Here is a 23,219-nt window from a genome sequence, read left to right on the forward strand (position 1 = left end):
TCGGTGCCGTAGTGCTCGGCCAGAAATCCCTGAATCTCGCGCACGCTCATGCCGCGGGCGTACATCGCGATGATGCGTTCGTCGAAGCCGGTGAAACGGCGCTCGTGCTTGGGAATCAGGATCGGCTCGAAGCTGCCGTCACGGTCGCGGGGGACGTCGACCCGGACCGGACCACGATCGGTGATGACCGTCTTGCCGCTGGCGCCGTTGCGCTCGTTGACCTGACCGGGCGGCTTGGGCTGACCCGACGGGTAGCCCAGATGCAGGTTCATCTCAGCGCCCATCGCGCGCTCGATGATTGCCTTGTTGAACGCCAGCATCAGATCCTGGACCTCGGCCGGCGTCATCGGCCCCTTGACCAACTGGTCCAGCAATTCCTTGGGCAGTTCAGGCAGCGGCCCGCGGGCCGCTGCCTGACGCGCTACAGTTTGCCTTTTCTTCTTCATCGGCATATCCATGACTTTTACACCTCATGATATGCCTCGCCCACGAAATCACGGATAGGTCCCGTTTGACCGTCGCATCAAAAAAGCCCGCAATCGCGGGCTTCAGTTCATTCGTGCATCGACTGTTACGCCGGCGTGCAATCGCGCAGCATCGGGCTACCGATCAGCCGACCGTCACCTTCGCAAGTCCACGTCACCTTCTTGCCTTTCTCGAGCGACGCCGCAAGTGCTTCGTGTTCTTTGCTCAGGTACGCGTTGACGGGCATGAATTCGTTACTGGACCGAAGCTTCACCACGATATTGTCGAACGCATCCTTGTCGATGCTCTGAATCGTTCCGCTCACCGACAGGGCCTTGCCCTTGTATTTTTGGTCTGCGGCGACTTCGTTTTTTTCGTATGCAGTGAAAAGCGCACCGGCCGTTACACTGACTTTCTCAACCGGCTTGGCAGCCTCGCTTCCCGAGTTCGTCACGGTCGTTGAGTTCGACGCGGTTGATGTTCCTGTTGCGGGCTTCTCGCCAAAGATGGCTCCCACGATCCCAATAGCGAAAACAACACCGACAACGATGCCAAGCACTTTGAGCAATTTCTTCATAGGTCCCTCGGATAGGTAGCGCGTTGCGCCTGTTGGAAATTGGTATAGGAGGTCAGCGACGAGCTGCGTCAGCTTTCTGCCATGCTGCGCCGCCGTCGACGGCGACACACTGTCGGCGAACACCTGCCTGCATGACAACACTGCCTGGCGAATAGCGATCGCCGCCGTACTCGCAATGACCTGGCGGTTCTGTTGCCGGTGCTTGTGCGGGAGCATCAGAGCGGTGCGTTACAACATACAGCGCCACAGCAATGGCTCCCGCTGCAGTCGCCGCGACCGCCACCGCGAGCCAGGGCGATCGCTTGCTCTGTTGATGCACCGGTGTGGGCGCGGGCACTGGTGAGGGCGAGGGGGCGGGCTCCGGTGTCGTCGCTGTAACGGCCGGCGGTACAGGGTTCTCAGCCGGCAAATCGCTCGGCGCCACCGGCTGCGGCGCGGCGGGTTCCGGCTCTTTGGCTTCCTGTTGTGCTGGCGCGGTTGGCGTCTGTGCGAGCGTGCCGTTCCGTATCCAGCCATTGAGGTACTTGATCGCACGCTCATACACATTGCGCGGCATCTCGTCCATTCGCTCGAAGTCGAACACCGTCATGAGCCGACGGTACACCATCAGCTTATCCGTGCCGGTTTTCTCCTCGATCTCGAACGCCTTGCGCGCGATCGCGTTGCGCTGCCTATCGCTAATGAACTTCGTCACGACCGGAACCTGCTTCTCACTGTGGAAGTGAAAATTGACGTTCGCCTGTGCGCTGTTGCTCTTCACATCCCCGCCGGCAACTTGCCCGACATCACCACTGAACTTCTGATTCATTGACTTCTTTTTCTCCTACGGCTGGCCTTGCCGTTTAGTGCTCTTTCGCTGTGGTCAGCTTTCCCGCTTCTTCTTTCGTCCTGTACCACCCATGTTGATTGAGAAAGGGGCCGTCACATCACCGGTAACGTGCTGACCGACGTTGGCGCCTTCGAAATTCTGATGAACCGTCGTGGTTTTCGTGGACTTTGGTGCGGTAGGTGTCTGCGTCATTCCTCCGATCATCCCAAGCACGCCGGCTCGGCCCTTCGGGTCGAGCGAGCGATAACCTGCCACCAACACTTCCTCATCACCCGACAGCTCAGTCGTGTTTCGTTGCCCCGTAAGGACGTAGAGCACATCGACACCAGCAGCAGCGATCTGCGCCAGATACACCGCATCAGGTGCTCGCTCCCCTTTTTCATAAAGGACCTGAGTTTTCTCCGTCACGCCGCCGCGTTCAGCAAACGCGCGCTGCGATAGAGAGGTGCGCTTCCGCTCATCGCGCAATCGATCGCCAATATTTACCATTCGGTTTGTTTTATGTTGCATACACACCGAACGGTGTGTATTATCTGTGTTGTGCAAGGTTAACGAAGGGAAGTATACCGCCATGCTTCGTAAGAAAGCTCCCGTTACACGCTCGCCGCGCGGCGTGTTATCCAGCAAGCCCGTCTACATGCGACTGATGCCGGACGAGCGCCGCGCGCTTGAGGAACTGTCCGCGTTCCTGAACCGCTCCACATCGAGCGTCGCCCGCCTGATTTACCTCGAGGGTGTTGAGCGGTACCGGGCCAAAGTTACCGGCTCGGCCACTCAACCGCACTCAAGTTCTTTTGCCGGGCGTTGAGTCATGCAACCGCCCGCCCTCATCGAACCCGCGTTACGCCATGCGCTGCATGGTCCCAAACGTCACGAAGTACAAACAGCGCTCGGATGGGACGACTCCGAAGTCAGTCGCTTCTTGAGCGGTGGCAAGGGCATCGTCATCGACAAGATTGACACACTTGTTGCGGCGGTGGGCTTCGTGTGCGTGACCCGCAAATATCTCGACGCTGTCGCGACCTTGGGTGAAGTCGGCATGTTCTGCCAATGCGCGCGTCAAGGTCGCGGCGAATGCAGCCGCCCGTAGGAGCATCCGGAATGAAATTGAAGTGCCATCACTGCGGCAGCCGCGCCGTCATTCGAACCAGCCGCACCCTGTCCGCTCTCGTTCGCGAGGCGTACTGCCAGTGCACCAACATCGAATGCGCGACGACCTACAAGATTCACGTCGCGACCGTCCACACGATCGCGCCAAGCCTCAACCCGAATCCGCACGTCTACGTGCCGATCGGCAAAGTTGATCGGCTCCCGACCGATTCGCGTCAGCTCCCGCTGATCGACGCCTAAACCCTAGCCCGCTTTTTCGCTGAACACCCATCGCGCCCGCTCTGCGGGCGTGAGGGACTCCTTTTGCCTGAAATTTCTTGGAGGCCGTATGCAAACGCTAACTCCCGCTCCGATCGCCGCGCTCGCTGAATCGCTGTCCTACGACGAACGCGTCGCCTACCTCACGAAGATCTCTGCCGCCGACGTGCGCGTCGACGTGTTCGTCGCCTCTGCCCGTGCCCTGGGTTTCGTCGTGTCGTGGGACCTCGCACGCGGTACGCCGGTGCTCGACTGGATGCACTGACACGATGCGCGCGCCCCTCACCGACGTCGAGCTTCGCGAAGCCTGGGAAGGCTTGCGCATAGTCGGCGACTTCGACAACGCTCCCCCAGCCACCCGCATCGTCTTCAAAAACGCGGCGCGCACTTGGCTGAACCGGAAAGCCGCCCCCGAGCCCCCGTCAATCGATGGGAAGCGCCGTGCCGCAAACGACTTCGACTGACCGATCCGCGCCGGCCGCCGGCGCACTCACCTGGAACCACACCATGAAGCCCTACGTTTTCAGCATCGGCGTGCTGCTGATGCTTTCCCTCTCCCTCACCGGCGCCTACAGCCTTAGCGCCGACGTGCTGCGCCTGTTCGACGTTCGGAACGTCCGCGCGATCGCTTTCGCGATCGGCGTCGTCGCGATGATCGTCCTGGTCGCGGTGCTCGCCGTCACCGTTCCGCCGCGGGGTTGATGACATGGACGCACAAGAATTCGAAATCCTGGCCTTCAACGCCACCAACATGCCGCGCGATATGTACTTCTGCGCCACTGCCAATTCAACTTGGTCCGACCCGGACGTCATCCTCCACGCCGACGGCCGTATCACTGTCGCCGATCGCATGACGGTCGATGAAGCGGCCCGTGCATTCTGGATCGCGGTGCGACGCTTCAATCCGTTCCTGCCGAAGCTCGACCGCGAGCAATGCGTGCGCGTCATCGTCGCGAAGCTCATGTCGCACCACGGATTCGAGCTCGCCAACCCGAACGCGGACGTGCTCGAGCTCGAGAATCCCCGCGCCCGCGCTTCGGTATCTCTGGCGCGCGAGATCGTCGATGCGCTGCTCGCAGACAAGCAGGGGTGACGCGATGTCAAAAGCATGGAACAGCTACACCCGGGAAATCATGCTCGAAATGATCGCTGAGTGGCGAGCAGCGGAATTGGGTACGTGGGGACGCGTCCTGCTCCGGCGCCGAATCGGGGAGCTCCTGGACGAACTCGGCGGCCTGGCCGGGGAGTGGTGAACATGGCGCACGAACCCACCATCCGTTACGAGCTGCTGACTTCGGCCGGCCTGCGCACCGTCGCCGGCGATCACGTCGTCATTCCGAACGACGCCGGCGCCGCGTTCGGTATCCATGCCGAGCCGCACGTACGCGACGGCCACCCCGAAAAGTGGATCGTCACGCACCTGGCCTCGGGCATCCGGATCGGCCACGGCGCAACGCGTACCGCCGCACTCGCGAGGGCGACGTCGAATGTCGATCGCAACCGCGACCGCCTGCGCGCCACGCTCGACCAGGCGACGACCTCGCGCTACGAGCTGCAGCACGCCGTTCAACGCCTGCAACAGAACCGCAACGACATCCTCGGAGGTGCAGCAGCATGACGCACACGACCACCCCTCACGATGCCGCGCTCGCGGCTTCCATCGCGGCAGCCGCCGACGTCCTGCGCTTCGACCACGGGCCCGGCGGCCTGCAGCGCGTCGCGGTGCTCGCGCTGTTCGTCAGTGTCCTCGGCGATCGCCTGGCGCTGGCCTTCCCCGCGTCGGCCGGCGCGCTCCGCGCGCTCGTCGACAGCCCCGCGACACCCGGCAATCCTGCCGCCCTCTCTCTGCATCAACAGCAATAACGATGGCCTCGATCGACGAACTGAAACAACGCATCGACCTGCACGACCTCGCCGACCGCCTCGGCATGAAGCGCGGTCGCGGCGGCGACAAGGCGCTCTACCACTCGCCGCAGCACGACGACAAGAGCCCGTCTCTGTCGATCTACGTGAACCATCCGAAGCACGGCACCGGCTGGCGCGACCACAGCGCCGACGTCGGTGGCTCGTGCATCGACCTGGTCATTCACGTGCGCGGCGGCTCCGTCGCCGACGCGGTGCGCTACCTGCACGACGCGTACGGCATTCCGCTCGACCGTCCGGCGCCGGCCGAGCGCCGCGAGAAAACGACCGTCGAATACATCGCCGATCGGTGCTTCGCCGAACGCGACCAGGTGCGCGAATACCTTACCGGTCGTGGCATTTCCGCCAGCGCGATCGACGCGGCGATCGCCGCGCGCTCGCTAGGCTTCAACACGTGGACCAGCTCGAAGGTCGCCGCCGGCGAAGTCGGCCACGCCGGCCCGGCCGTTGCGTTCATCGTGCGCGGGGCCGGCGACGGTCGCGTCGTCGCCGTCGACATGCGCTATATCGATCCGGCGCTCAACGGCAGCGTCAAGACGCAAACCCAGGGCGACAAGGCCGGCTACGGCTGGACCGCGGACCCTCGCCGGCTTGACAAAGCGAAGCGCGTGTTCATCGTCGAAAGCGCGATCAATGCGCTGTCGATCGACACCTGTGCGCTGCTTGGCACGGCCGCACTCGCGCTGCGCGGTCTGGCGAACGTCGACGGCATCGACTTCGCGTTCTTGCGCGGCAAGCAGGTCGTAATCTGCCTGGACAACGACGAACCATTCGCGGACGGCCACCCGCGCGCCGGCCGCCGCCCTGGGCCAGAGGCTGCGTGGGCGCTTTACGAACGGCTCACGGCGCTGAACATCAGCGCCATGCTCGTCGACCAGGCCGGCTGGCTCGCCGACCTCGCGGACGGCGAGAAGACCGCCAAGCCCATCAACGACGTGAACGACTACCTGCAGATGCGCGGCGCGGCCGGGCTGCAACACGCGCTCGAGCAGCTCGAGCCGTGGCTCATCGCCGGCATGCCGGGCGACGCCACGCGACGCGGCCGGCCGCGCATTTTCCTGCCGTCGCACGACTTCGCGCAGTACTGGCGATTCCGCGTCCGGCCGGACTTCACCAGCTACATCACGAAGATGGACCGCAACGAGGAATCCGGCGTCGAAACGCCCGTCGTGACGGACCTGTGCGGCTTCCGCATTGCCGGCATCAGCCGCGTGTCCGTCGCGAGCGCGACGTCGACCATGACGGGCGACGCCGACCAGGCGCCCACCGTCTATTTCGCCGTGTCCGTCCAGGCGCCGCGCCACGGCGCGCAGCTCGTGCGCCGCGTGATGCTCGACGACCAGCTCCACAACGTCGACCAGTGGGGCAAGTTCGGCCCGATCTGGGCGCCGGCGCCATTCAAGCGGATGGTCAACATCCTCGAGCGCGGCGCCGACCTCGGCGCCCGTCAGGCAGCCAACTTCGTCGGCCTCGCCTGGCGCGACGGCCGCCTGATCGTCAACGAAGGCCCGGACTGCTACTTCACCGAAGCCGACAAGCAGTGCCCGTATCACAACCTGACCTTCCCGACCGGCCCGGCCAGCGACGCGCGCCGCGTCATCACCGCGTACCAGGCGACGTTCAAACAGAACGCCGCGACGATCCCGCTCGTGTGGGCGCTCGGCGGCCACCTGAAGGCGCTGCTCGGTTTCTGGCCGCACATTACGATTCAGGCGAACAAGGGCGCGGGTAAGTCGACACTCATCAAGCGCCTCGAGCGCTCGCTCGCGTTCACGATGTTCTCCGGGCAGTCGCTGCAGACCGAGTTCCGCCTGCTGACCAGCATCAGCCACACGAGCCACCCGGTCGGATGGGAAGAGCTGTCCGCGCGCCGGCAGGACGTGATCGACAAGGCAGTCGGCCTGCTGCAGGAGAACTACCAGTACACCGTGACACGTCGCGGCACCGACATGACGGAATACCTGTTGTGCGCGCCCGTGATGCTCGCCGGCGAGGACGTGCCCGTGCGCAGCCTGCTCGGCAAGCTCGTGCGCACGACGCTGACCGGCAAGCGCGGCCCGCTGATGCCCGATGATCTGCCGCGCTTCCCCGTTCGGCAGTGGCTCGAATTCCTCGCCGGCCTGGACAAGCGCGCCGTAGCCGACCAGTACGCGACGCTGCGCGACAAGGCCCTGGCCAACTGCCGCGCGAGCGGCGAGGACGACGGCGCGAAGCGGATGGCCGGCAACTATGCGGCCATCGCGCTCGCCTGGCGCTACCTGTGCGAGTTCGCCGGCATGGACCCGAGCGAAGGGGACTTCCCGCGCGACCTGCTCACCGAAATGAACGGCCACATCTCCGAGACCAGTTCCGATCGTGAGCCGTGGGTCTGGATCATGGAAACCGCGATGTCGGAAATGGACTGCGGCAACTACAAGCACCCGTTCACCTTCGACACTGTCGACGGCGAGTTCTGCCTGCTGCTGAATACCGGCCACGTCATGGACCACCTGGCGCACACGAGCGCACTGCGCGACAAATGGAACGGCCTGCCCGTGAAATCCGATCGCGTGTTCAAGGCGCAGCTCAAGCACGCCGGCGTCATCGTCGGCGACAAGGAAGTCGAGCGCCGGATCTACACGCGTCGCGTGCGCTACCTCACGCCGATCTCCGTCGACCGTCTGGCCGCGTTTGGCCTGCACGTGTCCATCCGCGAAGACTTGGCGACCGATGCATTGCAGGGGGCCGCAGCGTGACGCCCTCTCAGCCGATGCGGCCGCCGTGCGGCCGTACCCCTTCCCTCATCCTTTCTGGCCGCGTAGCGGCCCTGTATTCGGGTTTCCGGTGCGTGCGCCGATGCGCGCAGCAATCGGCGCACGCCGTCACGCGGCCGCCGTGCTGTCCGCTTCCCCCCGTACCCCCCGCGAGTCGAAACGGCCGGGCAACTGCGCTGGCCTTGAGGGAGGGGGGCCGCACGGACCGGTTTTTCCACAGGGAACGGGCAGGCAGCGCAGAAAACTCGGGGTTTTGGGGCGTCTTTGCTCGTAAGTCATTGATTGTTGAGAAGACACCCGCCCCGTGTCGCATCGCTTTTGCCCCCATTCATGCCGGTTTTGCCCCTAGTCCGATTTTGGCGCCGGCCGCCGTCGCCCCTTTCTCTTCTCTCTCTAATTCATTGAAAAAGAAGAAGAAAGAATACGAAGAAAGGCAAGGAATCAACCCGAATGCAACGCCCCGAGTCATGCCCGTTTTGCCCTCAATTCCGGACGCTGCCTATTTTTTAGGCCCCGAGTTAAGACGGCATGCCCCGCGTATTTGGGGGCAAATAGGGGCAATAAATGCCCAATAAAATCAATTGGTTATGACCGAATTTCGCCAAAACCCCCAATCCCCGATTTGCGCTGCGTATGCCTCCCCCACGAGTGGCGCGGGCGCCGTGTCGGCAAGCACCGTCGACCTGCTCGGCGCTGCGGCAATGCTCGGCGCGCACCCTGAAACGGTGCGCCTGAAAGCCAAGGCCGGCGCGCTGCCTGGTCGGAAGGTCGGCAAGCGCTGGATGTTTTTGACGGTTGCCCTGCAGCGCTACCTCGCCGGAGAATGGATTCCGCGAGTTGTGCAGGGCGACCCGCAGGAGAAATTGGAATCATGTCGCTCTATAAACGCAGTAACAGTCCCAACTGGTATTACCGCCTCACCCCGCCTGGCGGTGGTCCGGTCGTACAAGGCAGCACTGGCACCAGCAACAAAGCCCAGGCGGAAGAGCTGCACGATCGGCTGAAAGTCGATCTGTGGAACCAGGCGCGGCTCGGCCACAAGCCCCGCTACACCTGGAACGACGCCGTCGTGCGCTATGTCAGCGACCGCGAAGGGCTGTCGAGCCTGGATACATCGAAGACGCATCTGCGCTGGCTCGATCAGCACCTGTCGGGCGTCGCCCTGGTCGACATCGACCGCAACCGCATCGACGCGATCGCACTCGCCAAACGGAGGGAGCCGAAGATCATCCACACGAAGGCCGGGATCGTGACCACCGACCAGTACGTCAGCGCCGGCACCGTGACGCGCGTGATCGGTGTGCTGAAGGCCGTACTAAATGCGGCGGTCGAGTGGGAATGGCTGGACCGCGTGCCGGTCACGAAGCGCGCGAAGGTCGTGCAGAAGCGGATTCGCTGGCTCACGCAGCCGCAGGCCGAACGGTTGATCGCCGAGCTGCCCGACCACCTGGCCGAAATGGCGCGCTTTGCGCTCGAGACAGGGCTGCGCCGCTCGAACGTGACCGGGCTGCAGTGGTCGCAGGTCGACATCGTGCGGCGCGTCGCCTGGATTCATCCGGACCAGGCGAAGGCGAAGAAGGCGATCACGGTGCCGCTGTCCGATACGGCGATCGCGGTGCTGCTGCGCCAGCGGGCGAAGAAGCGCGCGCCCGAATGCGTCGACAACGTGTTCGTGTACCACGGCCGGCCGGTCTATCAGACCGTGACCGAAGCCTGGCGCAAGGCGCTGAAGCGCGCCGGCATCAGCGACTTCCGCTGGCACGATCTGCGCCACACCTGGGCGAGCTGGCACGTGCAGCGCGGCACGCCGTTGCAGGTGTTGAAGGAGCTGGGCGGATGGGAAACGCTGGAGATGGTGCAGCGCTACGCACACCTGTCAGCGGACCACCTGACGCAGTGGGTGCAGTCGCACACGCAGGCCGCCGAGCTGCACGTCGTCGCCGGCTGACTGTAATTTCACTGAAGTGGGAGAAAACGATGAAGTAGCGAAACCGCTGGAAGCCTTACTAGGCTTGGCGCGCCCGGCTGGGATCGAACCAGCAACCCCTGCCTTCGGAGGGCAGTACTCTATCCATTGAGCTACGGGCGCGTGTGACACTGACGACAGTGAAACGACCCCAACAAACCGGCCGCCCACCATTGGCAAGACGGCAAGGATACCCGGTTTCCCATGACGCGTCCACCTTGCCCGCCGAATCCCCGTCAGGCCCCCATTCGTGCGGGTAAACACGCGCCCTCGCGCCGCTCGCCGTGATGTAAACGTTCCGTCTATAATCGTCCGTGCTTCATTGGACTGCCATTTTGCCGTTGCACCGCGCTCACAATTCCTATTCACGGAGACGAGGCAAGCATGAGCGAAGCACCCCACGAATCTCCCGTCAAAACCCCCGGGCAGCTGATTGCCGTCGTCATCGCATCATTCGCGATTCCGATCGCCCTGATCGTCCTGTTTGCCACCTATGCCAACCACGCGTTCCGTTCGGGCGCGGGCACGGACGCGCTATCCGACGAACAGGTCGCCGCGCGCATCGCACCGATCGCGAAGGTCGACGTGAAAGACGCCAATGCGCCCCGCACGTACAAGACCGGCGAGGAAGTCTACAAGGCCGTGTGCGTGACCTGTCACGGCACGGGCGCCGCGGGCGCGCCGAAGTTCGGCAACAAGGACGACTGGGCGCCGCGCATCTCGCAGGGCTTCGACACGCTGCTGAAGACGGCGCTGTCGGGCAAGGGCGCGATGCCGCCGCGCGGCGGCACGAGCCCCGACGACGTCAGCGACTATGAAATCGCGCGCGCGATCGTCTACCTGGCGAACAACGACGGCGCGAACTTCCCCGAACCGGCTGCTCCGGCCGCCAACGCGGCGCCGGCAGCGAGCGGCGCGGCGGGCGCCGACGCATCGAACGCGCAGGCCGCCGCCGCGATGGCCGCGATCGCCGCGATTCCGAAGGCCGGCGAAAAGCCCGCGGCCGCGCCGACCAGCGCCGACGCCGCGTCGGCCGGCAAGGCGCTGTACACGCAGGTGTGCCAGGCGTGTCACGCGGCCGGCGTGCTCGGCGCGCCGAAGTTCGGCAGCAAGGAGGACTGGGCGCCGCGCCTGAAGGAATCGATGGATACGGTCTACAACTACGCGCTGCACGGCAAGGGCGCGATGCCGCCGAAGGGCGGGGCCAGCGCGTCCGACGCCGACGTGAAGGCGGCCGTCGACTACATGGTCAACGCGGCGAAGTAACGCCAGCCGGCCAGGAAAAACCCCCGCGGTGCTCGCGCATCGCGGGGGTTTCGTTTATCCGGATCGCCCGGGCGTCAGCGCGCCGAAACGCGCCGCATCACTTCTGCAACAACGCCTTCAGGCTCGCGAGGCGGTCCTTCGGCGTCATCGGCGCCTCCTCCGGCGTCGGCGGCGGCGCTTCGTCGAGCCCCATCTCCGGGATGAAGCGCGACGGCTCGCACACGACCGTCTCGCGCGCCCGCTTGCGCTTCTTGCACCAGTTCAGGTGCAGGCTGCGCTGCGCACGCGTGATCGCGACGTACATCAGCCGGCGCTCCTCCTCGATCCGCTCGCTGTCGATCGGGCCGTCGTCCTCGCTGCCGCCGCGGTGCGGCATGATGCCCTCCTCGACGCCGACCAGGAACACGTGCGGATACTCGAGCCCCTTCGACGCATGGACGGTCGACAGCCGCACGGCATCCGGATCCTCGTCCTTGCCTTCGAGCATCGACATCAGCGCGACGGTCTGGATCAGGCCGAGCAGGTTCTTGCCGGTATCGGCCAGGCCGTCCGCGTTGTGGAACCCTTCCGCCTCGCCGTCGACGGCTTCCGTCTCGGGCTTGGTGCCCTTGCGCTTCAGCCATTCGAGGAATTCGAGCACGTTCTGCCACTTCGACTGCGCCTGCCGCTCGTCGAACGCGTCGTACAGGTAGGCCTCGTAATGGATGGCCTCCATCATGTCGTCGAGCACGACGGTCGCGGGCTCCTTGTCCGCGCGATCGGTCAGGCGCTGGATGAAGTCGCAGAACATCCTGAGCGGCTCGACCTGCCGCGCGGACAGCCGCGCCTCGATCCCGCCCATGTACACGGCCTCGAACAGCGACACCTTCGCCTGGCCCGCGAACGAGCCGAGCGCCTCGAGCGTCGTGTTGCCGATCCCGCGGCGCGGCGTCGTGACCGCGCGGATGAACGCGGGATCGTCGTCGGCGTTCGCGATCAGGCGCAGGTACGCGCACAGATCCTTGATCTCGGCCTTGTCGAAGAAAGACTGGCCGCCCGACAGCACGTACGGGATCCGCTCGCGCCGCAGCACCTGCTCGAAGATCCGCGCCTGGAAGTTGCCGCGGTACAGGATCGCGTAGTCGCGGAATTGCGCGCGCCGCTCGAACTTGTGCGCGGACAGCCGGAACACGACCGATTCGGCTTCATGCTCCTCGTCGTTGCACGGCGTGACGGTGATCGAATCGCCCATCCCGTGCTCGGACCACAGCTTCTTCTCGAACAGCTTCGGGTTGTTCGCGATCACGTTGTTCGCGGCAGTCAGGATCCGTACCGTCGACCGGTAGTTCTGCTCGAGCTTGACCAGGTGCAGCCTGGGGAAATCCTTGCCGAGCTGCGCGAGGTTCTCGAGCGTCGCGCCGCGCCAGCCGTAGATCGCCTGGTCGTCGTCGCCCACCGCCGTGAACGCGGCGCGCGGGCCGGCGAGCAGCTTCAGCAGCTCGTACTGGCACGCGTTCGTGTCCTGGTATTCGTCGATCAGCAGGTAGCGCAGCTTGTTCTGCCAGCGGTCGCGCACCGGCTCGTTCTTCGCGAACAGCTCGGCCGGCAGGCGGATCAGGTCGTCGAAATCGACCGCCTGGTACGCATGCAGCGTCGCGACGTAGTTGCGGTAGACCAGCGCGGCCTGGTGCTCGTCCTCGTTGGCCGCGATCGTCATCGCCTCCTCGGGCATGATCAGGCCGTTCTTCCACAGCGAAATGGTGCTCTGGATCTTGCGGATCAGGCCCTTGTCGGTGGTGCCGATCTGCTCCTGGATCATCCCGAAGCAGTCGTCCGAATCCATGATCGAGAACTGCGGCTTCAGGCCGACGTGCTCGGCTTCCTGGCGCAGGATCTGCACGCCGAGCGAGTGAAACGTGCACACGGTGAGCTGGTTGACGGGCACCTTGCGGCCTTCCTTGCCGGGCGTGGTGAGCGTCTTGCCCTCCAGCAGCTTCGACACGCGCTCGCGCATTTCGGCGGCGGCCTTGTTCGTGAACGTGACGGCCGCGATGTGGCGCGGCTCGAAGCCTTTCGCTTCGATCAGGTGCGCGATCTTCTGCGTGATCACGCGGGTCTTGCCGCTGCCCGCGCCGGCGAGCACGAGGCAGGGACCGTCGAGGTAGCGCACCGCTTCGTTCTGAGCGGGGTTGAGGCCTGCGGACATGATGGCGGATGATGTTGCGGTTGACGGCGGAACGCCGGGAGGATGCCGCGCGCGGCAGGCCTGGAATGCAGGCGGACACGCGGGCAGGACGCGCATGTTAACACGTCGGCGGCGCGCTTTTCGCGAGCCCCGCCGGACGGGGCCGCGCGGGCAGGCTGGCCGTTTCGCGCCCTGCCCGATCGGCCAATCCGGCCCCATCCACGGCCCGATCGGCCACAATGGACGCACGTCGGCGCGGCAGCACCGGTCCCACGGCCGGCCGCGCGCAGTGCGCTCCCGTGCCGCGCCAAACGCCGGCCACGGCCGCGCGTGCGCCGCACCCTGCCGTGCGTTTTGCCGAACGCGTCGGTGCGGGCCGCCGCGCCATGCCAAAATAGCCGGTCGTCCTCGCGCCTCCACGGCGCGCCATCCTTTCGTTTCGTTCGCAGCCAGGGATTGCCATGTCGTCATTGCTCAGGATTGGTTTGATGGGTTTCGGTTTCGCCGGCGCGACGTTCCACGCGCCCGTGATCGCCACGAGCGGCCGCACCGAGGTCGCCGCGATCGCGACCGGGCAGCCCGATCGCGCACGCGCCGCGTATCCGGGCGCGCGCATCGTCCCCGATCTCGATACGATGCTCCGCCTCGACGACATCGACTGCGTGGTGATCGCCACGCCGAACGACACGCACTTCACGCTCGCGCGCCAGGTGCTCGAAGCCGGCCGCCACGTCGTCGTCGACAAGCCCGTCACGCTCACGGCCGACGAAGCGCTCGCGCTCGCGCGGCTCGCGAACGCGCGCAGCCGCCTGTTCGCGCCGTTCCACAACCGCCGCTGGGACGGCGACTTCCTCACCGTGCGCCGCGTCGTCGAATCCGGCGAACTCGGCCGGCTCACCTATTTCGCGTCGCACTTCGACCGCTTCCGGCCGACGCCGCGCATGCGCTGGCGCGAGGAGCCCGCACGCGGCGGCGGCCTGCTGCTCGACCTCGGCCCGCACCTGATCGACCAGGCGCTCGCACTGTTCGGGCTGCCGGAAACGGTCAGCGCCACGGTCAAGACGCGCCGCGACAACGGCACGGCGCCCGATTTCGTGCACCTGCTGCTCGGCTATCCGGACAAGGACGTCGCGCTGCACGCGAGCGCGCTGTCGGCAATCGAGCCCGCGCGCTTCACGCTGCACGGCACGCGCGGCAGCTACCAGAAGTTCGGGCTCGACACGCAGGAAGACCAGTTGAAGGCCGGTCTCACGCCGGACCACGTCGAGTTCGGCGGCGGCAACCCGCCCGGCGTGCTGCGCACGCTCGACGGCGACGTCGAGCTCGAGCGGCCGGTGCCGACGCTCGACGGCCAATATGCGGAGTTCTATCGCGCGCTCGCGGCGTCGGTCCACGACGGCGCGCCGTTCCCGGTCACGCCGCAGGACGCGGTCGACGTGATGACGATCATCGAGCTCGCCGCGCAGAGCGAGCACGAAGGCCGCCGGGTGCCGTTCGTGCGCCGCACCGTCTGACGGCCGCCGGCCGGGTCGGCGCCGATCCGGCCGCAGCCGCCCTCCCGCGTCATCCCGCGCCGCGCCGCACGCCGGCGGCGGCCATGCGTCAGCCGCCCCGGCGGCACGCTCCCGAACATTCCGTTACAAATGGTGCGGGAACGAAAGTCAGCGGTCGTCCGGTCTGAAGCGTTTCTCGAAAAGTCGATCCGACACCAAACCGTCAGGAGAATGTAATGCAACGGTTGATTCGCGCAGCGGCATGCTGCGTCCTGGTTTCCTCGCTCGCGGCCTGTGTCGTGCAGCCGCAGCGGCCGGTCCGGCAGGCGCCCCCGCCCCCGCCGCGACCGAATCCGCAGGTCGTCGCGAACGACCGCCTGCAGGAGGTCCAGGTCCGGATCGACAACCTGCACCGCCGGATCGACGCACGCGTCAACGGCGGCTACTACCCGCCGCCGTACGGCGCGCAGCTGCACCACCGCCTCGACGTGATCCGCCAGGAAGCGAACGACATGTCGACCCAGCACAACGGCGGCCTGTCCGGCGACGAGCAGCGCGTGCTGAACCAGGAACTCGACACGGCCGCGCGCGCGATCGGCGAGCAATGACCCGCCATGCCGGCCTGCTCCGGTGCCGGCAAAAAACGGCGGCGGCCCGCGCCGCCGCATGTCGCGAAGCGACATGCTTTTGCTCAAATTGACAATGCCCACCTGCTCGCGTACAGTCGCCCGCACGCGTCGGGAGAGCGTGTGACCGCGTAGCTAGCAACGCCGGTCGCGCCGCCGAAGGGGCACACCCGCAAACTCTCAGGCAAAAGGACCGACCGCGTCGGGGAATCCCGTCCGCGCATTGCGCGGGCCGCACTCCCCGCACTCTGGAGAGCGGCAGTAGCCCGTTGCGCACATGCAGCGCGGGCAAGCTGCCCACCGAAGGGGCGCGCGTTCGCCGGCCTTGCCCGCAACGCAATCTCTCAGGTATCGAGGACAGAGGGGCATGTACCGGATCGCTTCGCAGGCCATGGCCGCGACGGTCGGCACATGGCCGTTCTGACCCGCGCGCAAGCGCCTTGCCTGAGGCCTCGATGACTGCCCTGAATCACACCCCGCTCAACGCCGCGCACCGCGCGCTCAATGCCCGCATGGTCGACTTCGGCGGCTGGGACATGCCCGTCAACTACGGCTCGCAGATCGAAGAACACGAAGCCGTGCGCACCGACGCCGGCATGTTCGACGTGTCGCACATGTGCGTCGTCGACTTCACCGGCAGCCGCGTGCGCGCGTTCTTCGAGCACGCGATCGCGAACCACGTCGGCAAGCTCAAGACCCCCGGCAAGGCGCTCTACTCGTGCCTGCTCAATCCGCAGGGCGGCGTCATCGACGACCTGATCGTCTATTACTTCACCGAAGACTTCTTCCGCGTCGTCGTCAACGCCGGCACGGCCGAGAAGGACATCGCGTGGTTCAACCAGCTCAACGAACAAGGCGGCTACGGCCTGACCATCGCGCCGCGCCGCGATTTCGCGATCGTCGCCGTCCAGGGCCCGAACGCCCGCGAAAAAGTCTGGACGACGGTGCCCGCCGCGCGCGCCGCGACCAGCGAACTGAAGCCGTTCAACGCCGCGCAGGTCGCCGGCACGCCGTTCGGCGATCTCACCGTCGCGCGCACCGGCTACACCGGCGAAGACGGCTTCGAAGTGATCGTCCCGGCCGTGCACGTCGAAGCGCTGTGGACCGCGCTGCAGCAAAACGGCGTGCGCCCGTGCGGGCTCGGCGCCCGCGACACGCTGCGCCTCGAGGCCGGCATGAACCTGTACGGCCAGGACATGGACGAGACCGTGTCCCCGCTCGACGCCGGCCTCGCGTGGACGGTCGACCTGTCGGCGCCGCGCGAGTTCGTCGGCCGCGCCGCGCTCGAGCGCGACGGCACGCGCGCCGCGTTCGTCGGCCTGATCCTGCTGAAGGAAAACGGCAAGGCGGGCGGCGTGCTGCGCGCGCACCAGAAAGTCGTCACGCCGCACGGCGAAGGCGAGATCACGAGCGGCACGTTCTCGCCGTCGATGCAGGAATCGATCGCGTTCGCGCGCGTGCCGGCGGCCGTCCAGGTCGGCGACACCATTCATGTGCAGATTCGAGACAAGCAACTTCCCGCGCGCGTGGTAAAACTGCCGTTCGTGCGCAACGGCAAGGTCCTCGCTGCGTAACGACCGGGGGCCCGCCTCCCGGAAAGCCGGGAAATGGCGCCCGGCGCAACCCCATCCGGCGCGTCCCGGCGGCGCGCCAGCATAACGAACACATCTTTTATCCAGGAGCATCCGATGAGCAACGTCCCGGCCGAGCTGAAATACACCGACGAACACGAGTGGATCCGCACCGAGGCAGACGGCACGCTGACGGTCGGCATCACCGATCACGCGCAGAACACACTTGGCGACATCGTGTTCCTCGAGTTGCCGAAAGTCGGCACGCAGGTCAAGGCAGGCGACGCCATCGGCGTCGTCGAATCGGTGAAAGCCGCGTCGGACATCTACTCGCCCGTGACCGGCGAAGTGGTCGCGATCAACACGGACGTGGCCGACGCACCGGAAGAGGTGAATGGCGACGCGTACGACGCCTGGCTGTTCAAGATCAAGCTCGCGGCCGACGCATCGACCGACACCCTGCTCGACGCTGCCGCCTACAGCAAGCTGATCGACTAATTTTCCTTACCCGAACCGTGCGCGGCCGGCCAGCCGGCCCGCGCGGGACCAGAGTCACGCCATGAAGCTCGAACACCCGGACCGCCTGATGAACCGCACGCCCCTCTCGCTCGCCGCGCTCGAAACGCACGACGCGTTCGCAGAACGCCACATCGGCCCCGATGCCGCCAGCCAGCAGGCCATGCTCGACACGCTCGGCTTCGCGTCGCGCGCCGCGCTGATCGACGCCGTGATCCCGGCCTCGATCCGCCGTGCCGAAGCGCTGCCGCTCGGCCCGTTCGCGCAACCGAAAAGCGAGGCCGAAGCCCTCGCCGCGCTGCGCGCCCTCGCGGACAAGAACCAGGTGTTCCGCTCGTATATCGGCCAGGGCTATTACGACTCGCACACGCCGGCCGTGATCCTGCGCAACGTGCTCGAAAACCCGGCGTGGTACACGGCCTACACGCCGTACCAGCCCGAAATTTCCCAGGGTCGCCTCGAGGCGCTCCTGAACTTCCAGCAGATGGTCGCCGACCTCACGGGCCTCGCGATCTCGAACGCGTCGCTGCTGGATGAAGCCACCGCCGCGGCCGAAGCGATGACGCTGCTGCAGCGCACCGGCAAGCCGGCGTCGAACGTGTTCTACGTCGCCGACGACGTGCTGCCGCAGACGCTCGAAGTGATCCGCACGCGCGCGCTGCCGATCGGCATCGAGGTCAAGACGGGCCCGGCGGCCGACGCCGCGCAGGCCAACGCGTTCGGCGTGCTGCTGCAATACCCGGGCGTGAACGGCGACGTGCGCGACTACCGCGCGCTCACCGAAGCGATCCACGCGGCCGGCGGCCACGTCGTCGTCGCGGCCGACCTGCTCGCGCTGACCGTACTGACGCCGCCCGGCGAATGGGGCGCGGACGTCGCGGTCGGCAACACGCAGCGCTTCGGCGTGCCGATGGGCTTCGGCGGCCCGCACGCCGCCTACATGGCCGTGCGTGACGAATTCAAGCGCCAGATGCCGGGCCGCCTCGTCGGCGTGACCGTCGACGCGCAGGGCAAGCCCGCGCTGCGCCTCGCGCTGCAGACCCGCGAACAGCACATCCGCCGCGAGAAGGCAACGTCGAACGTGTGTACCGCGCAGGCGCTGCTCGCGATCATGGCGAGCATGTACGCGGTCTACCACGGCCCGCACGGCCTGAAGACGATCGCGCTGCGCGTGAACCGCATCGCGGCGCTCCTCGCCGCCGGCGTGAAGCAGCTTGGCTTCGCGACCGTCAACGACACGTTCTTCGACACGCTGACGATCGACACCGGCTCGCGCACCGCGCAGGTCCACGCATTCGCGAAGGCCGCGCGCATCAACCTGCGCCGCGTGAGCGACACGCAAGTCGGCGTGTCGGTCGACGAAACGACGACCCGCGACGACCTCGCCGATCTCCTCGCCGTGTTCGCGCAGGCCGCGGGCGGCACCGCGCCGGGCGTCGACGCGCTGGATGCGGGCCTCGCCGGCGTCGCCGCGCTGCCGGCCGGCCTCGAGCGCACGAGCGCGTACCTGACGCACCACGTGTTCAACCGCCATCATTCCGAAACCGAAATGCTGCGCTACCTGCGCAGCCTGTCGGACAAGGATCTGGCGCTCGACCGCTCGATGATCCCGCTCGGCTCGTGCACGATGAAGCTGAATGCGACGTCGGAAATGCTGCCGGTCACATGGCCCGAATTCGGCGCGATCCACCCGTTCGCGCCGGCCGAGCAGACCGCCGGCTACCGCGAGATGATCGACCAGCTCGAGCAGATGCTCGTCGCGGCCACCGGCTACGCGGCCGTGTCGCTGCAGCCGAACGCCGGCTCGCAGGGCGAGTACGCGGGCCTGCTGATCATCCACGCGTACCACGCATCGCGCGGCGAAGCGCATCGCGACGTGTGCCTGATCCCGGCGTCCGCGCACGGCACGAACCCGGCGTCCGCCCACATGGCCGGCATGAAGGTCGTGGTCGTCGCCTGCGACGCGCAGGGCAACGTCGACATCGACGACCTGAAGGCGAAGGCCGAGCAGCACGCGAACGACCTCGCGGCGATCATGATCACGTATCCGTCGACGCACGGCGTGTTCGAGCAGAACGTCCGCGAGATCTGCGAGATCGTCCACGCGCATGGCGGCCAGGTATACGTCGACGGCGCGAACATGAACGCGATGGTCGGCCTGACCGCGCCGGGCCAGTTCGGCGGCGACGTGTCGCACCTGAACCTGCACAAGACCTTCTGCATCCCGCACGGCGGCGGCGGCCCGGGCGTCGGCCCGGTCGCGGTCGGCGCGCACCTCGCGAAGTTCCTGCCGAACCAGCGTTCGAGCGGCTACGCGCGCGGCGAGGAAGGCATCGGCGCGGTATCGGCCGCGCCGTACGGCTCGGCGTCGATCCTGCCGATCTCGTGGATGTACATCGCGATGATGGGCGCGAAGAACCTGACCGCCGCCACCGAAACCGCGATCCTCAACGCGAACTACATCGCGAAGCGCCTCGCGCCGCACTACCCGGTGCTGTACTCGGGCCCGGGCGGGCTGGTCGCGCACGAGTGCATTCTCGACCTGCGTCCGATCAAGGACACGAGCGGCATCAGCGTCGACGACGTCGCGAAGCGCCTGATGGACTACGGCTTCCACGCGCCGACGATGAGCTTCCCGGTGCCGGGCACGCTGATGGTCGAACCGACCGAATCGGAATCGCAGGAAGAACTCGACCGCTTCATCGCCGCGATGATCGCGATCCGCGACGAAATCCGCGCGGTCGAGGAAGGCCGCGCCGACCGCGAGGACAACCCGCTGCGTCACGCGCCGCACACGGCAGCCGTCGTCACCGCGAACGAATGGCCGCACGCGTACTCGCGCGAGCAGGCGGCGTACCCGGTCGCCTCGCTCGGCACGAACAAGTACTGGCCGCCGGTCGGCCGTGCGGACAACGCTTACGGCGACCGCAACCTGTTCTGCTCGTGCGTGCCGATGTCGGAATACGCATAACGCCCGCCGCGCGCCGGAGTCCGGTCGTGACCACACCGCACGCAACCGCAGGTTGCGTGCGGTTTTTGCATTCGCCGCCCGGTCATCCGGTTCACGCGCGTCCGCCAATCCGGCTAACATCACACGCGATCCAGCCAATCAAGGAGTTCCGCATGGTGCGTCCGATGTTTCCGGGCCATGGTGCAACGCAGGAGCGGCCGCGCACGCGCCGCTTCATGCCGCTGCTCGTCGCGTCGCTGTCGTTTGCCGCCGCCGGCCTCGGTACGGCCGGCAGCGCGCGCGCGGCGATGAATTTCTGCGCGGCGCCCGCGCTGCAGGCGAGCGAGACGACCCAGGCCGAGCCGGGGGTGCAGGCGTTGATCCGCAGCGTCGACGCGCGCATCGGCGAGCAGCCGAAGGCGATGCCGCGCGTGCACACCGAGGGCACGTTGCCGCACGAGGGCATCCACGACCAGAGCGCCGACGCGCTGAAGGACATGGAGCTGATGCGCGACGCCGCGCTCGCGTGGCGCGTGACGAATGCGCCGCGCTACCTGCAGCTCGTCGACCGCTTCCTGTCCGCGTGGGTGTCGACCTACCAGCCGAGCTTCAACCCGATCGACGAGACGCGCTTCGACAGCCTGATCGTCGCGTACGACATGACGGCGAGCGCGCTGCCGGTCAAGACGCGCAACGCGACCGCGGCGTTCATCGCGAAGCTCGGCGCCGGCTATGTCGCGCAGATCGACGCGCAGAAGCGCCCGCTCGCCGGCACGTGGCGCAACAACTGGCAGAGCCACCGGATCAAGCTGATCGCGCTGTCCGCGTTCACGCTCGGCGACCGCAGGATGATGAACGCCGCCCAGCGGCTGTTCGTCGAGCATCTCGCCGACAACATCGGCCCGGACGGCAAGACCTGGGATTTCGACGAACGCGATGCGCTGCACTACGCGGTGTACGACCTGCAGCCGCTGGTGACGGCCGCGCTCGCCGCGCGCCGCTTCAACCGCAACTGGCTGCGCGAGCGCGGCGCGAACGGCGCGACGCTCGCGGCCGCGCTCGACTGGCTCGTGCCGTACGCGCTCGGCGAGAAGACGCACGAGGAATTCGTGAATTCGCCGGTGCCGTTCGACGCGAAGCGCCGCGAAGCCGGCTTGCCGGGCTACGCGGGGCAGTGGGACCCGAAAAACGCCACTGAACTCTTTCATCTGGCCGCGCGGCTCGACGGGCGCTATGCCCGCGTCGCGCGGCAGTTATCCGTCATGCCGCCGGCGTGGCTGGCCGCGTGCCTGCCATTGCAGGCGCGCTAGCATTATTCTTAAAGCAAGGCAGGAATCGAAATGGCAGTCAGCGTGTTTGACCTCTTCAAGATCGGCATCGGCCCGTCCAGTTCGCATACGGTCGGACCGATGCGCGCGGCGCTGATGTTCGTCCAGGGCCTCGAGCACGACGGGCTGCTCGACGCGACGGCCAATGTGAAGGTCGAGCTGTACGGCTCGCTCGGCGCGACCGGCAAGGGCCACGGCACCGACCGCGGCGTGATGCTCGGACTGCTCGGTGACGCGCCCGACACCGTCGTTCCCGACACGATCGACGCGCGGCTCGAAGACGTCCGCAAGTCGAAGAAGCTCGCGCTGCTCGGCACGCATCCGGTGCCGTTCGTGCTGAAGGAGAACATCGCGTTCTACCGGCAGGCGCTGCCCGAGCACCCGAACGGGATGAAGCTGCGCGCGTCCGACGCGAACGGCGACGTGCTGGTCGAGCGCACCTACCTGTCGGTCGGCGGCGGCTTCGTCGTGACGGCCGGCGCGCCGAACACGAAGGTGCTGAGCGCGGCCGAGCAGATGGCGCACCCGTTCCGCACCGGCGCCGAGCTGCTTGCGCTGACCGAGTCGACCGGCAAATCGATCGCGCAGCTGATGTGGGAAAACGAGCGCGCGTGGCACACCGAGGAAGAGACGCGCGACGGGTTGCTGAAGATCTGGGCCGTGATGCAGTCGTGCGTGTCGCGCGGCTGCGGGATCGGCAACCCGGACGCCGACGGCAACCTGCCCGGCCCGCTCCAGGTCAAGCGGCGCGCGCCGCAGCTGTATCGCGCGCTGACCGGCAACCCCGAACAGGCGCTGCAGGATCCGCTGTCGATGGTCGACTGGATCAACCTGTACGCGATCGCGGTCAACGAGGAAAACGCGGCCGGCGGCCGCGTCGTCACCGCGCCGACCAACGGCGCGGCCGGCATCATCCCCGCCGTGCTGCACTACTACACGCGCTTCACGCCGGGCGCGAACGAACAGGGCGTGATCGACTTCCTGCTGACCGCCGCCGCGATCGGCATTCTGTACAAGCTCAACGCATCGATTTCGGGTGCGGAAGTGGGCTGCCAGGGCGAAGTGGGCGTCGCGTGCTCGATGGCGGCCGGCGCGCTCGCGGCCGTGCTCGGCGGCACGCCGCGCCAGGTCGAGAACGCGGCCGAGATCGGGATGGAGCACAACCTCGGCCTCACCTGCGACCCGGTCGGCGGGATGGTGCAGATCCCGTGCATCGAGCGCAACGCGATGGCGTCGGTGAAGGCCGTCAACGCGGCGCGCATGGCGCTGCGCGGCGACGGCTCGCACTACGTGTCGCTCGACTCGGTGATCAAGACGATGCGCGAGACGGGCGCCGACATGAAGACGAAGTACAAGGAAACGTCGCGCGGCGGGCTGGCGGTGAATATCGTCGAGTGCTGATGCCGGATCCGGCGGCAATGCGG

The 23,219-nt window shown here is 66.7% G+C and carries 24 protein-coding genes, 1 tRNA gene, 1 pseudogene and 2 riboswitches; of the genes and pseudogenes, 20 read left to right on the forward strand and 6 right to left on the reverse strand.

Features of this window, described 5'->3' with window-relative positions; genetic code table 11:
* The 4 genes from DIE22_RS21490 to DIE22_RS21505 form a co-directional block, all read right to left on the reverse strand.
* Positions 1-452, reverse strand: a 452-nt coding sequence (locus DIE22_RS21490; RefSeq protein WP_409410198.1) for a transposase, incomplete at its 3' end; no start/stop codon positions are given.
* A 119-nt stretch (positions 453-571) separates the two neighbouring features.
* On the reverse strand, positions 572-1,042 hold the full coding sequence (locus tag DIE22_RS21495) for an OB-fold protein (RefSeq protein WP_124606059.1): 471 nt from the start codon (positions 1,040-1,042) through the stop codon (positions 572-574).
* A 52-nt stretch (positions 1,043-1,094) separates the two neighbouring features.
* Positions 1,095-1,850, reverse strand: coding sequence for an alpha/beta hydrolase (locus DIE22_RS21500; protein WP_124606060.1), 756 nt, complete (start codon positions 1,848-1,850; stop codon positions 1,095-1,097).
* Between the two features lie 54 nt (positions 1,851-1,904).
* Positions 1,905-2,360: a helix-turn-helix domain-containing protein gene (locus DIE22_RS21505; protein ID WP_124606106.1), complete on the reverse strand. Its 456-nt coding sequence runs from the start codon at positions 2,358-2,360 to the stop codon at positions 1,905-1,907.
* A gap of 82 nt (positions 2,361-2,442) precedes the next feature.
* Here DIE22_RS21505 and DIE22_RS21510 point away from each other — a divergent pair, with 82 nt between their 5' ends.
* The 12 genes and pseudogenes from DIE22_RS21510 to DIE22_RS21570 all read left to right on the forward strand — a co-directional run bounded on the left by DIE22_RS21510 (position 2,443) and on the right by DIE22_RS21570 (position 9,863).
* On the forward strand, positions 2,443-2,679 hold the full coding sequence (locus DIE22_RS21510) for a hypothetical protein (protein WP_185640664.1): 237 nt from the start codon (positions 2,443-2,445) through the stop codon (positions 2,677-2,679).
* A 3-nt stretch (positions 2,680-2,682) separates the two neighbouring features.
* On the forward strand, positions 2,683-2,961 hold the full coding sequence (locus DIE22_RS21515) for a hypothetical protein (RefSeq protein ID WP_006757082.1): 279 nt from the start codon (positions 2,683-2,685) through the stop codon (positions 2,959-2,961).
* Positions 2,962-2,972: 11 nt separating this feature from the next.
* Positions 2,973-3,221 (forward strand): ogr/Delta-like zinc finger family protein, encoded by a 249-nt coding sequence (locus DIE22_RS21520; protein ID WP_124606061.1) that lies wholly within the window; start codon positions 2,973-2,975, stop codon positions 3,219-3,221.
* Positions 3,222-3,309: 88 nt separating this feature from the next.
* Positions 3,310-3,504, forward strand: coding sequence for a hypothetical protein (locus DIE22_RS21525; protein WP_124606062.1), 195 nt, complete (start codon positions 3,310-3,312; stop codon positions 3,502-3,504).
* A gap of 4 nt (positions 3,505-3,508) precedes the next feature.
* Positions 3,509-3,703 carry a hypothetical protein gene (locus tag DIE22_RS21530; RefSeq protein ID WP_124606063.1) on the forward strand — a complete coding sequence of 65 codons (195 nt, stop codon included), beginning with the start codon at positions 3,509-3,511 and terminating at the stop codon, positions 3,701-3,703.
* Between the two features lie 43 nt (positions 3,704-3,746).
* The gene (locus tag DIE22_RS21535; protein ID WP_124606064.1) at positions 3,747-3,941 is read left to right on the forward strand and encodes a hypothetical protein; all 195 of its coding nucleotides are present in this window, start codon (positions 3,747-3,749) and stop codon (positions 3,939-3,941) included.
* A gap of 4 nt (positions 3,942-3,945) precedes the next feature.
* Positions 3,946-4,332, forward strand: a complete 387-nt coding sequence (locus tag DIE22_RS21540) for a hypothetical protein (RefSeq protein WP_124606065.1) — start codon at positions 3,946-3,948, stop codon at positions 4,330-4,332.
* Between the two features lie 162 nt (positions 4,333-4,494).
* On the forward strand, positions 4,495-4,857 hold the full coding sequence (locus tag DIE22_RS21545) for a hypothetical protein (protein WP_124606108.1): 363 nt from the start codon (positions 4,495-4,497) through the stop codon (positions 4,855-4,857).
* On the forward strand, positions 4,854-5,102 hold the full coding sequence (locus DIE22_RS21550; protein WP_124606066.1) for a hypothetical protein: 249 nt from the start codon (positions 4,854-4,856) through the stop codon (positions 5,100-5,102). Before DIE22_RS21545 ends, DIE22_RS21550 begins: the two co-directional genes overlap by 4 nt.
* Before the next feature lie 2 nt (positions 5,103-5,104).
* The gene (locus DIE22_RS21555) at positions 5,105-7,897 is read left to right on the forward strand and encodes a toprim domain-containing protein (protein ID WP_124606067.1); all 2,793 of its coding nucleotides are present in this window, start codon (positions 5,105-5,107) and stop codon (positions 7,895-7,897) included.
* A 719-nt stretch (positions 7,898-8,616) separates the two neighbouring features.
* Positions 8,617-8,721 (forward strand): annotated as a pseudogene (locus DIE22_RS38925) (DNA-binding protein); the annotation flags it as partial.
* Positions 8,722-8,786: 65 nt separating this feature from the next.
* Entirely contained in the window at positions 8,787-9,863 is a 1,077-nt protein-coding gene (locus DIE22_RS21570) for a tyrosine-type recombinase/integrase (protein ID WP_124606069.1), read from the forward strand.
* A gap of 65 nt (positions 9,864-9,928) precedes the next feature.
* Here the strand turns inward: DIE22_RS21570 and DIE22_RS21575 are convergent.
* A tRNA-Arg gene (locus DIE22_RS21575) sits at positions 9,929-10,004 on the reverse strand.
* 261 nt (positions 10,005-10,265) lie between these two features.
* Between DIE22_RS21575 and DIE22_RS21580 the strand changes: the two genes are divergently transcribed.
* On the forward strand, positions 10,266-11,147 hold the full coding sequence (locus tag DIE22_RS21580; RefSeq protein ID WP_124606070.1) for a cytochrome c5 family protein: 882 nt from the start codon (positions 10,266-10,268) through the stop codon (positions 11,145-11,147).
* Positions 11,148-11,244: 97 nt separating this feature from the next.
* Here DIE22_RS21580 and DIE22_RS21585 read toward each other — a convergent pair whose 3' ends face one another.
* A complete protein-coding gene (locus DIE22_RS21585; protein WP_124606071.1) occupies positions 11,245-13,332 on the reverse strand; it encodes a UvrD-helicase domain-containing protein in 2,088 nt (695 codons plus the stop codon).
* 440 nt (positions 13,333-13,772) lie between these two features.
* Here DIE22_RS21585 and DIE22_RS21590 point away from each other — a divergent pair, with 440 nt between their 5' ends.
* The 7 genes from DIE22_RS21590 to DIE22_RS21620 all read left to right on the forward strand — a co-directional run bounded on the left by DIE22_RS21590 (position 13,773) and on the right by DIE22_RS21620 (position 23,196).
* The gene (locus DIE22_RS21590; RefSeq protein ID WP_124606072.1) at positions 13,773-14,825 is read left to right on the forward strand and encodes an oxidoreductase; all 1,053 of its coding nucleotides are present in this window, start codon (positions 13,773-13,775) and stop codon (positions 14,823-14,825) included.
* A 215-nt stretch (positions 14,826-15,040) separates the two neighbouring features.
* Complete coding sequence (locus tag DIE22_RS21595; RefSeq protein ID WP_124501598.1) at positions 15,041-15,412, forward strand: hypothetical protein; 372 nt, start codon at positions 15,041-15,043, stop codon at positions 15,410-15,412.
* 120 nt (positions 15,413-15,532) lie between these two features.
* Positions 15,533-15,637: riboswitch (glycine riboswitch) on the forward strand.
* Between the two features lie 31 nt (positions 15,638-15,668).
* Positions 15,669-15,801, forward strand: a riboswitch (glycine riboswitch).
* 84 nt (positions 15,802-15,885) lie between these two features.
* A complete protein-coding gene (gene gcvT, locus DIE22_RS21600) occupies positions 15,886-17,004 on the forward strand; it encodes a glycine cleavage system aminomethyltransferase GcvT (RefSeq protein WP_124501597.1) in 1,119 nt (372 codons plus the stop codon).
* 114 nt (positions 17,005-17,118) lie between these two features.
* A complete protein-coding gene (gene gcvH, locus DIE22_RS21605; protein ID WP_124501596.1) occupies positions 17,119-17,499 on the forward strand; it encodes a glycine cleavage system protein GcvH in 381 nt (126 codons plus the stop codon).
* Between the two features lie 61 nt (positions 17,500-17,560).
* Positions 17,561-20,488 carry an aminomethyl-transferring glycine dehydrogenase gene (gene gcvP, locus DIE22_RS21610; RefSeq protein ID WP_124501595.1) on the forward strand — a complete coding sequence of 976 codons (2,928 nt, stop codon included), beginning with the start codon at positions 17,561-17,563 and terminating at the stop codon, positions 20,486-20,488.
* Positions 20,489-20,640: 152 nt separating this feature from the next.
* Positions 20,641-21,777 carry an alginate lyase family protein gene (locus tag DIE22_RS21615; protein ID WP_124501594.1) on the forward strand — a complete coding sequence of 379 codons (1,137 nt, stop codon included), beginning with the start codon at positions 20,641-20,643 and terminating at the stop codon, positions 21,775-21,777.
* A gap of 30 nt (positions 21,778-21,807) precedes the next feature.
* Positions 21,808-23,196, forward strand: coding sequence for an L-serine ammonia-lyase (locus DIE22_RS21620; protein WP_124501593.1), 1,389 nt, complete (start codon positions 21,808-21,810; stop codon positions 23,194-23,196).
* Positions 23,197-23,219 lie beyond the last annotated feature (23 nt).

Origin of the sequence: Burkholderia sp. Bp9142, assembly GCF_003853415.1 — a bacterium.
Taxonomy (GTDB): domain Bacteria; phylum Pseudomonadota; class Gammaproteobacteria; order Burkholderiales; family Burkholderiaceae; genus Burkholderia.

What these genes read in the sequence shown, in the direction of transcription:
- DIE22_RS21495 (WP_124606059.1), bottom strand. Translation starts at nt 1,042, where the DNA reads ATGAAGAAATTGCTCAAAGTGCTTGGCATCGTTGTCGGTGTTGTTTTC.
- DIE22_RS21500 (WP_124606060.1), bottom strand. Translation starts at nt 1,850, where the DNA reads ATGAATCAGAAGTTCAGTGGTGATGTCGGGCAAGTTGCCGGCGGGGAT.
- DIE22_RS21505 (WP_124606106.1), bottom strand. Translation starts at nt 2,360, where the DNA reads ATGGTAAATATTGGCGATCGATTGCGCGATGAGCGGAAGCGCACCTCT.
- DIE22_RS21510 (WP_185640664.1), top strand. Translation starts at nt 2,443, where the DNA reads ATGCTTCGTAAGAAAGCTCCCGTTACACGCTCGCCGCGCGGCGTGTTA.
- DIE22_RS21515 (WP_006757082.1), top strand. Translation starts at nt 2,683, where the DNA reads ATGCAACCGCCCGCCCTCATCGAACCCGCGTTACGCCATGCGCTGCAT.
- DIE22_RS21520 (WP_124606061.1), top strand. Translation starts at nt 2,973, where the DNA reads ATGAAATTGAAGTGCCATCACTGCGGCAGCCGCGCCGTCATTCGAACC.
- DIE22_RS21525 (WP_124606062.1), top strand. Translation starts at nt 3,310, where the DNA reads ATGCAAACGCTAACTCCCGCTCCGATCGCCGCGCTCGCTGAATCGCTG.
- DIE22_RS21530 (WP_124606063.1), top strand. Translation starts at nt 3,509, where the DNA reads ATGCGCGCGCCCCTCACCGACGTCGAGCTTCGCGAAGCCTGGGAAGGC.
- DIE22_RS21535 (WP_124606064.1), top strand. Translation starts at nt 3,747, where the DNA reads ATGAAGCCCTACGTTTTCAGCATCGGCGTGCTGCTGATGCTTTCCCTC.
- DIE22_RS21540 (WP_124606065.1), top strand. Translation starts at nt 3,946, where the DNA reads ATGGACGCACAAGAATTCGAAATCCTGGCCTTCAACGCCACCAACATG.
- DIE22_RS21545 (WP_124606108.1), top strand. Translation starts at nt 4,495, where the DNA reads ATGGCGCACGAACCCACCATCCGTTACGAGCTGCTGACTTCGGCCGGC.
- DIE22_RS21550 (WP_124606066.1), top strand. Translation starts at nt 4,854, where the DNA reads ATGACGCACACGACCACCCCTCACGATGCCGCGCTCGCGGCTTCCATC.
- DIE22_RS21555 (WP_124606067.1), top strand. Translation starts at nt 5,105, where the DNA reads ATGGCCTCGATCGACGAACTGAAACAACGCATCGACCTGCACGACCTC.
- DIE22_RS21570 (WP_124606069.1), top strand. Translation starts at nt 8,787, where the DNA reads ATGTCGCTCTATAAACGCAGTAACAGTCCCAACTGGTATTACCGCCTC.
- DIE22_RS21580 (WP_124606070.1), top strand. Translation starts at nt 10,266, where the DNA reads ATGAGCGAAGCACCCCACGAATCTCCCGTCAAAACCCCCGGGCAGCTG.
- DIE22_RS21585 (WP_124606071.1), bottom strand. Translation starts at nt 13,332, where the DNA reads ATGTCCGCAGGCCTCAACCCCGCTCAGAACGAAGCGGTGCGCTACCTC.
- DIE22_RS21590 (WP_124606072.1), top strand. Translation starts at nt 13,773, where the DNA reads ATGTCGTCATTGCTCAGGATTGGTTTGATGGGTTTCGGTTTCGCCGGC.
- DIE22_RS21595 (WP_124501598.1), top strand. Translation starts at nt 15,041, where the DNA reads ATGCAACGGTTGATTCGCGCAGCGGCATGCTGCGTCCTGGTTTCCTCG.
- gcvT (WP_124501597.1), top strand. Translation starts at nt 15,886, where the DNA reads ATGACTGCCCTGAATCACACCCCGCTCAACGCCGCGCACCGCGCGCTC.
- gcvH (WP_124501596.1), top strand. Translation starts at nt 17,119, where the DNA reads ATGAGCAACGTCCCGGCCGAGCTGAAATACACCGACGAACACGAGTGG.
- gcvP (WP_124501595.1), top strand. Translation starts at nt 17,561, where the DNA reads ATGAAGCTCGAACACCCGGACCGCCTGATGAACCGCACGCCCCTCTCG.
- DIE22_RS21615 (WP_124501594.1), top strand. Translation starts at nt 20,641, where the DNA reads ATGGTGCGTCCGATGTTTCCGGGCCATGGTGCAACGCAGGAGCGGCCG.
- DIE22_RS21620 (WP_124501593.1), top strand. Translation starts at nt 21,808, where the DNA reads ATGGCAGTCAGCGTGTTTGACCTCTTCAAGATCGGCATCGGCCCGTCC.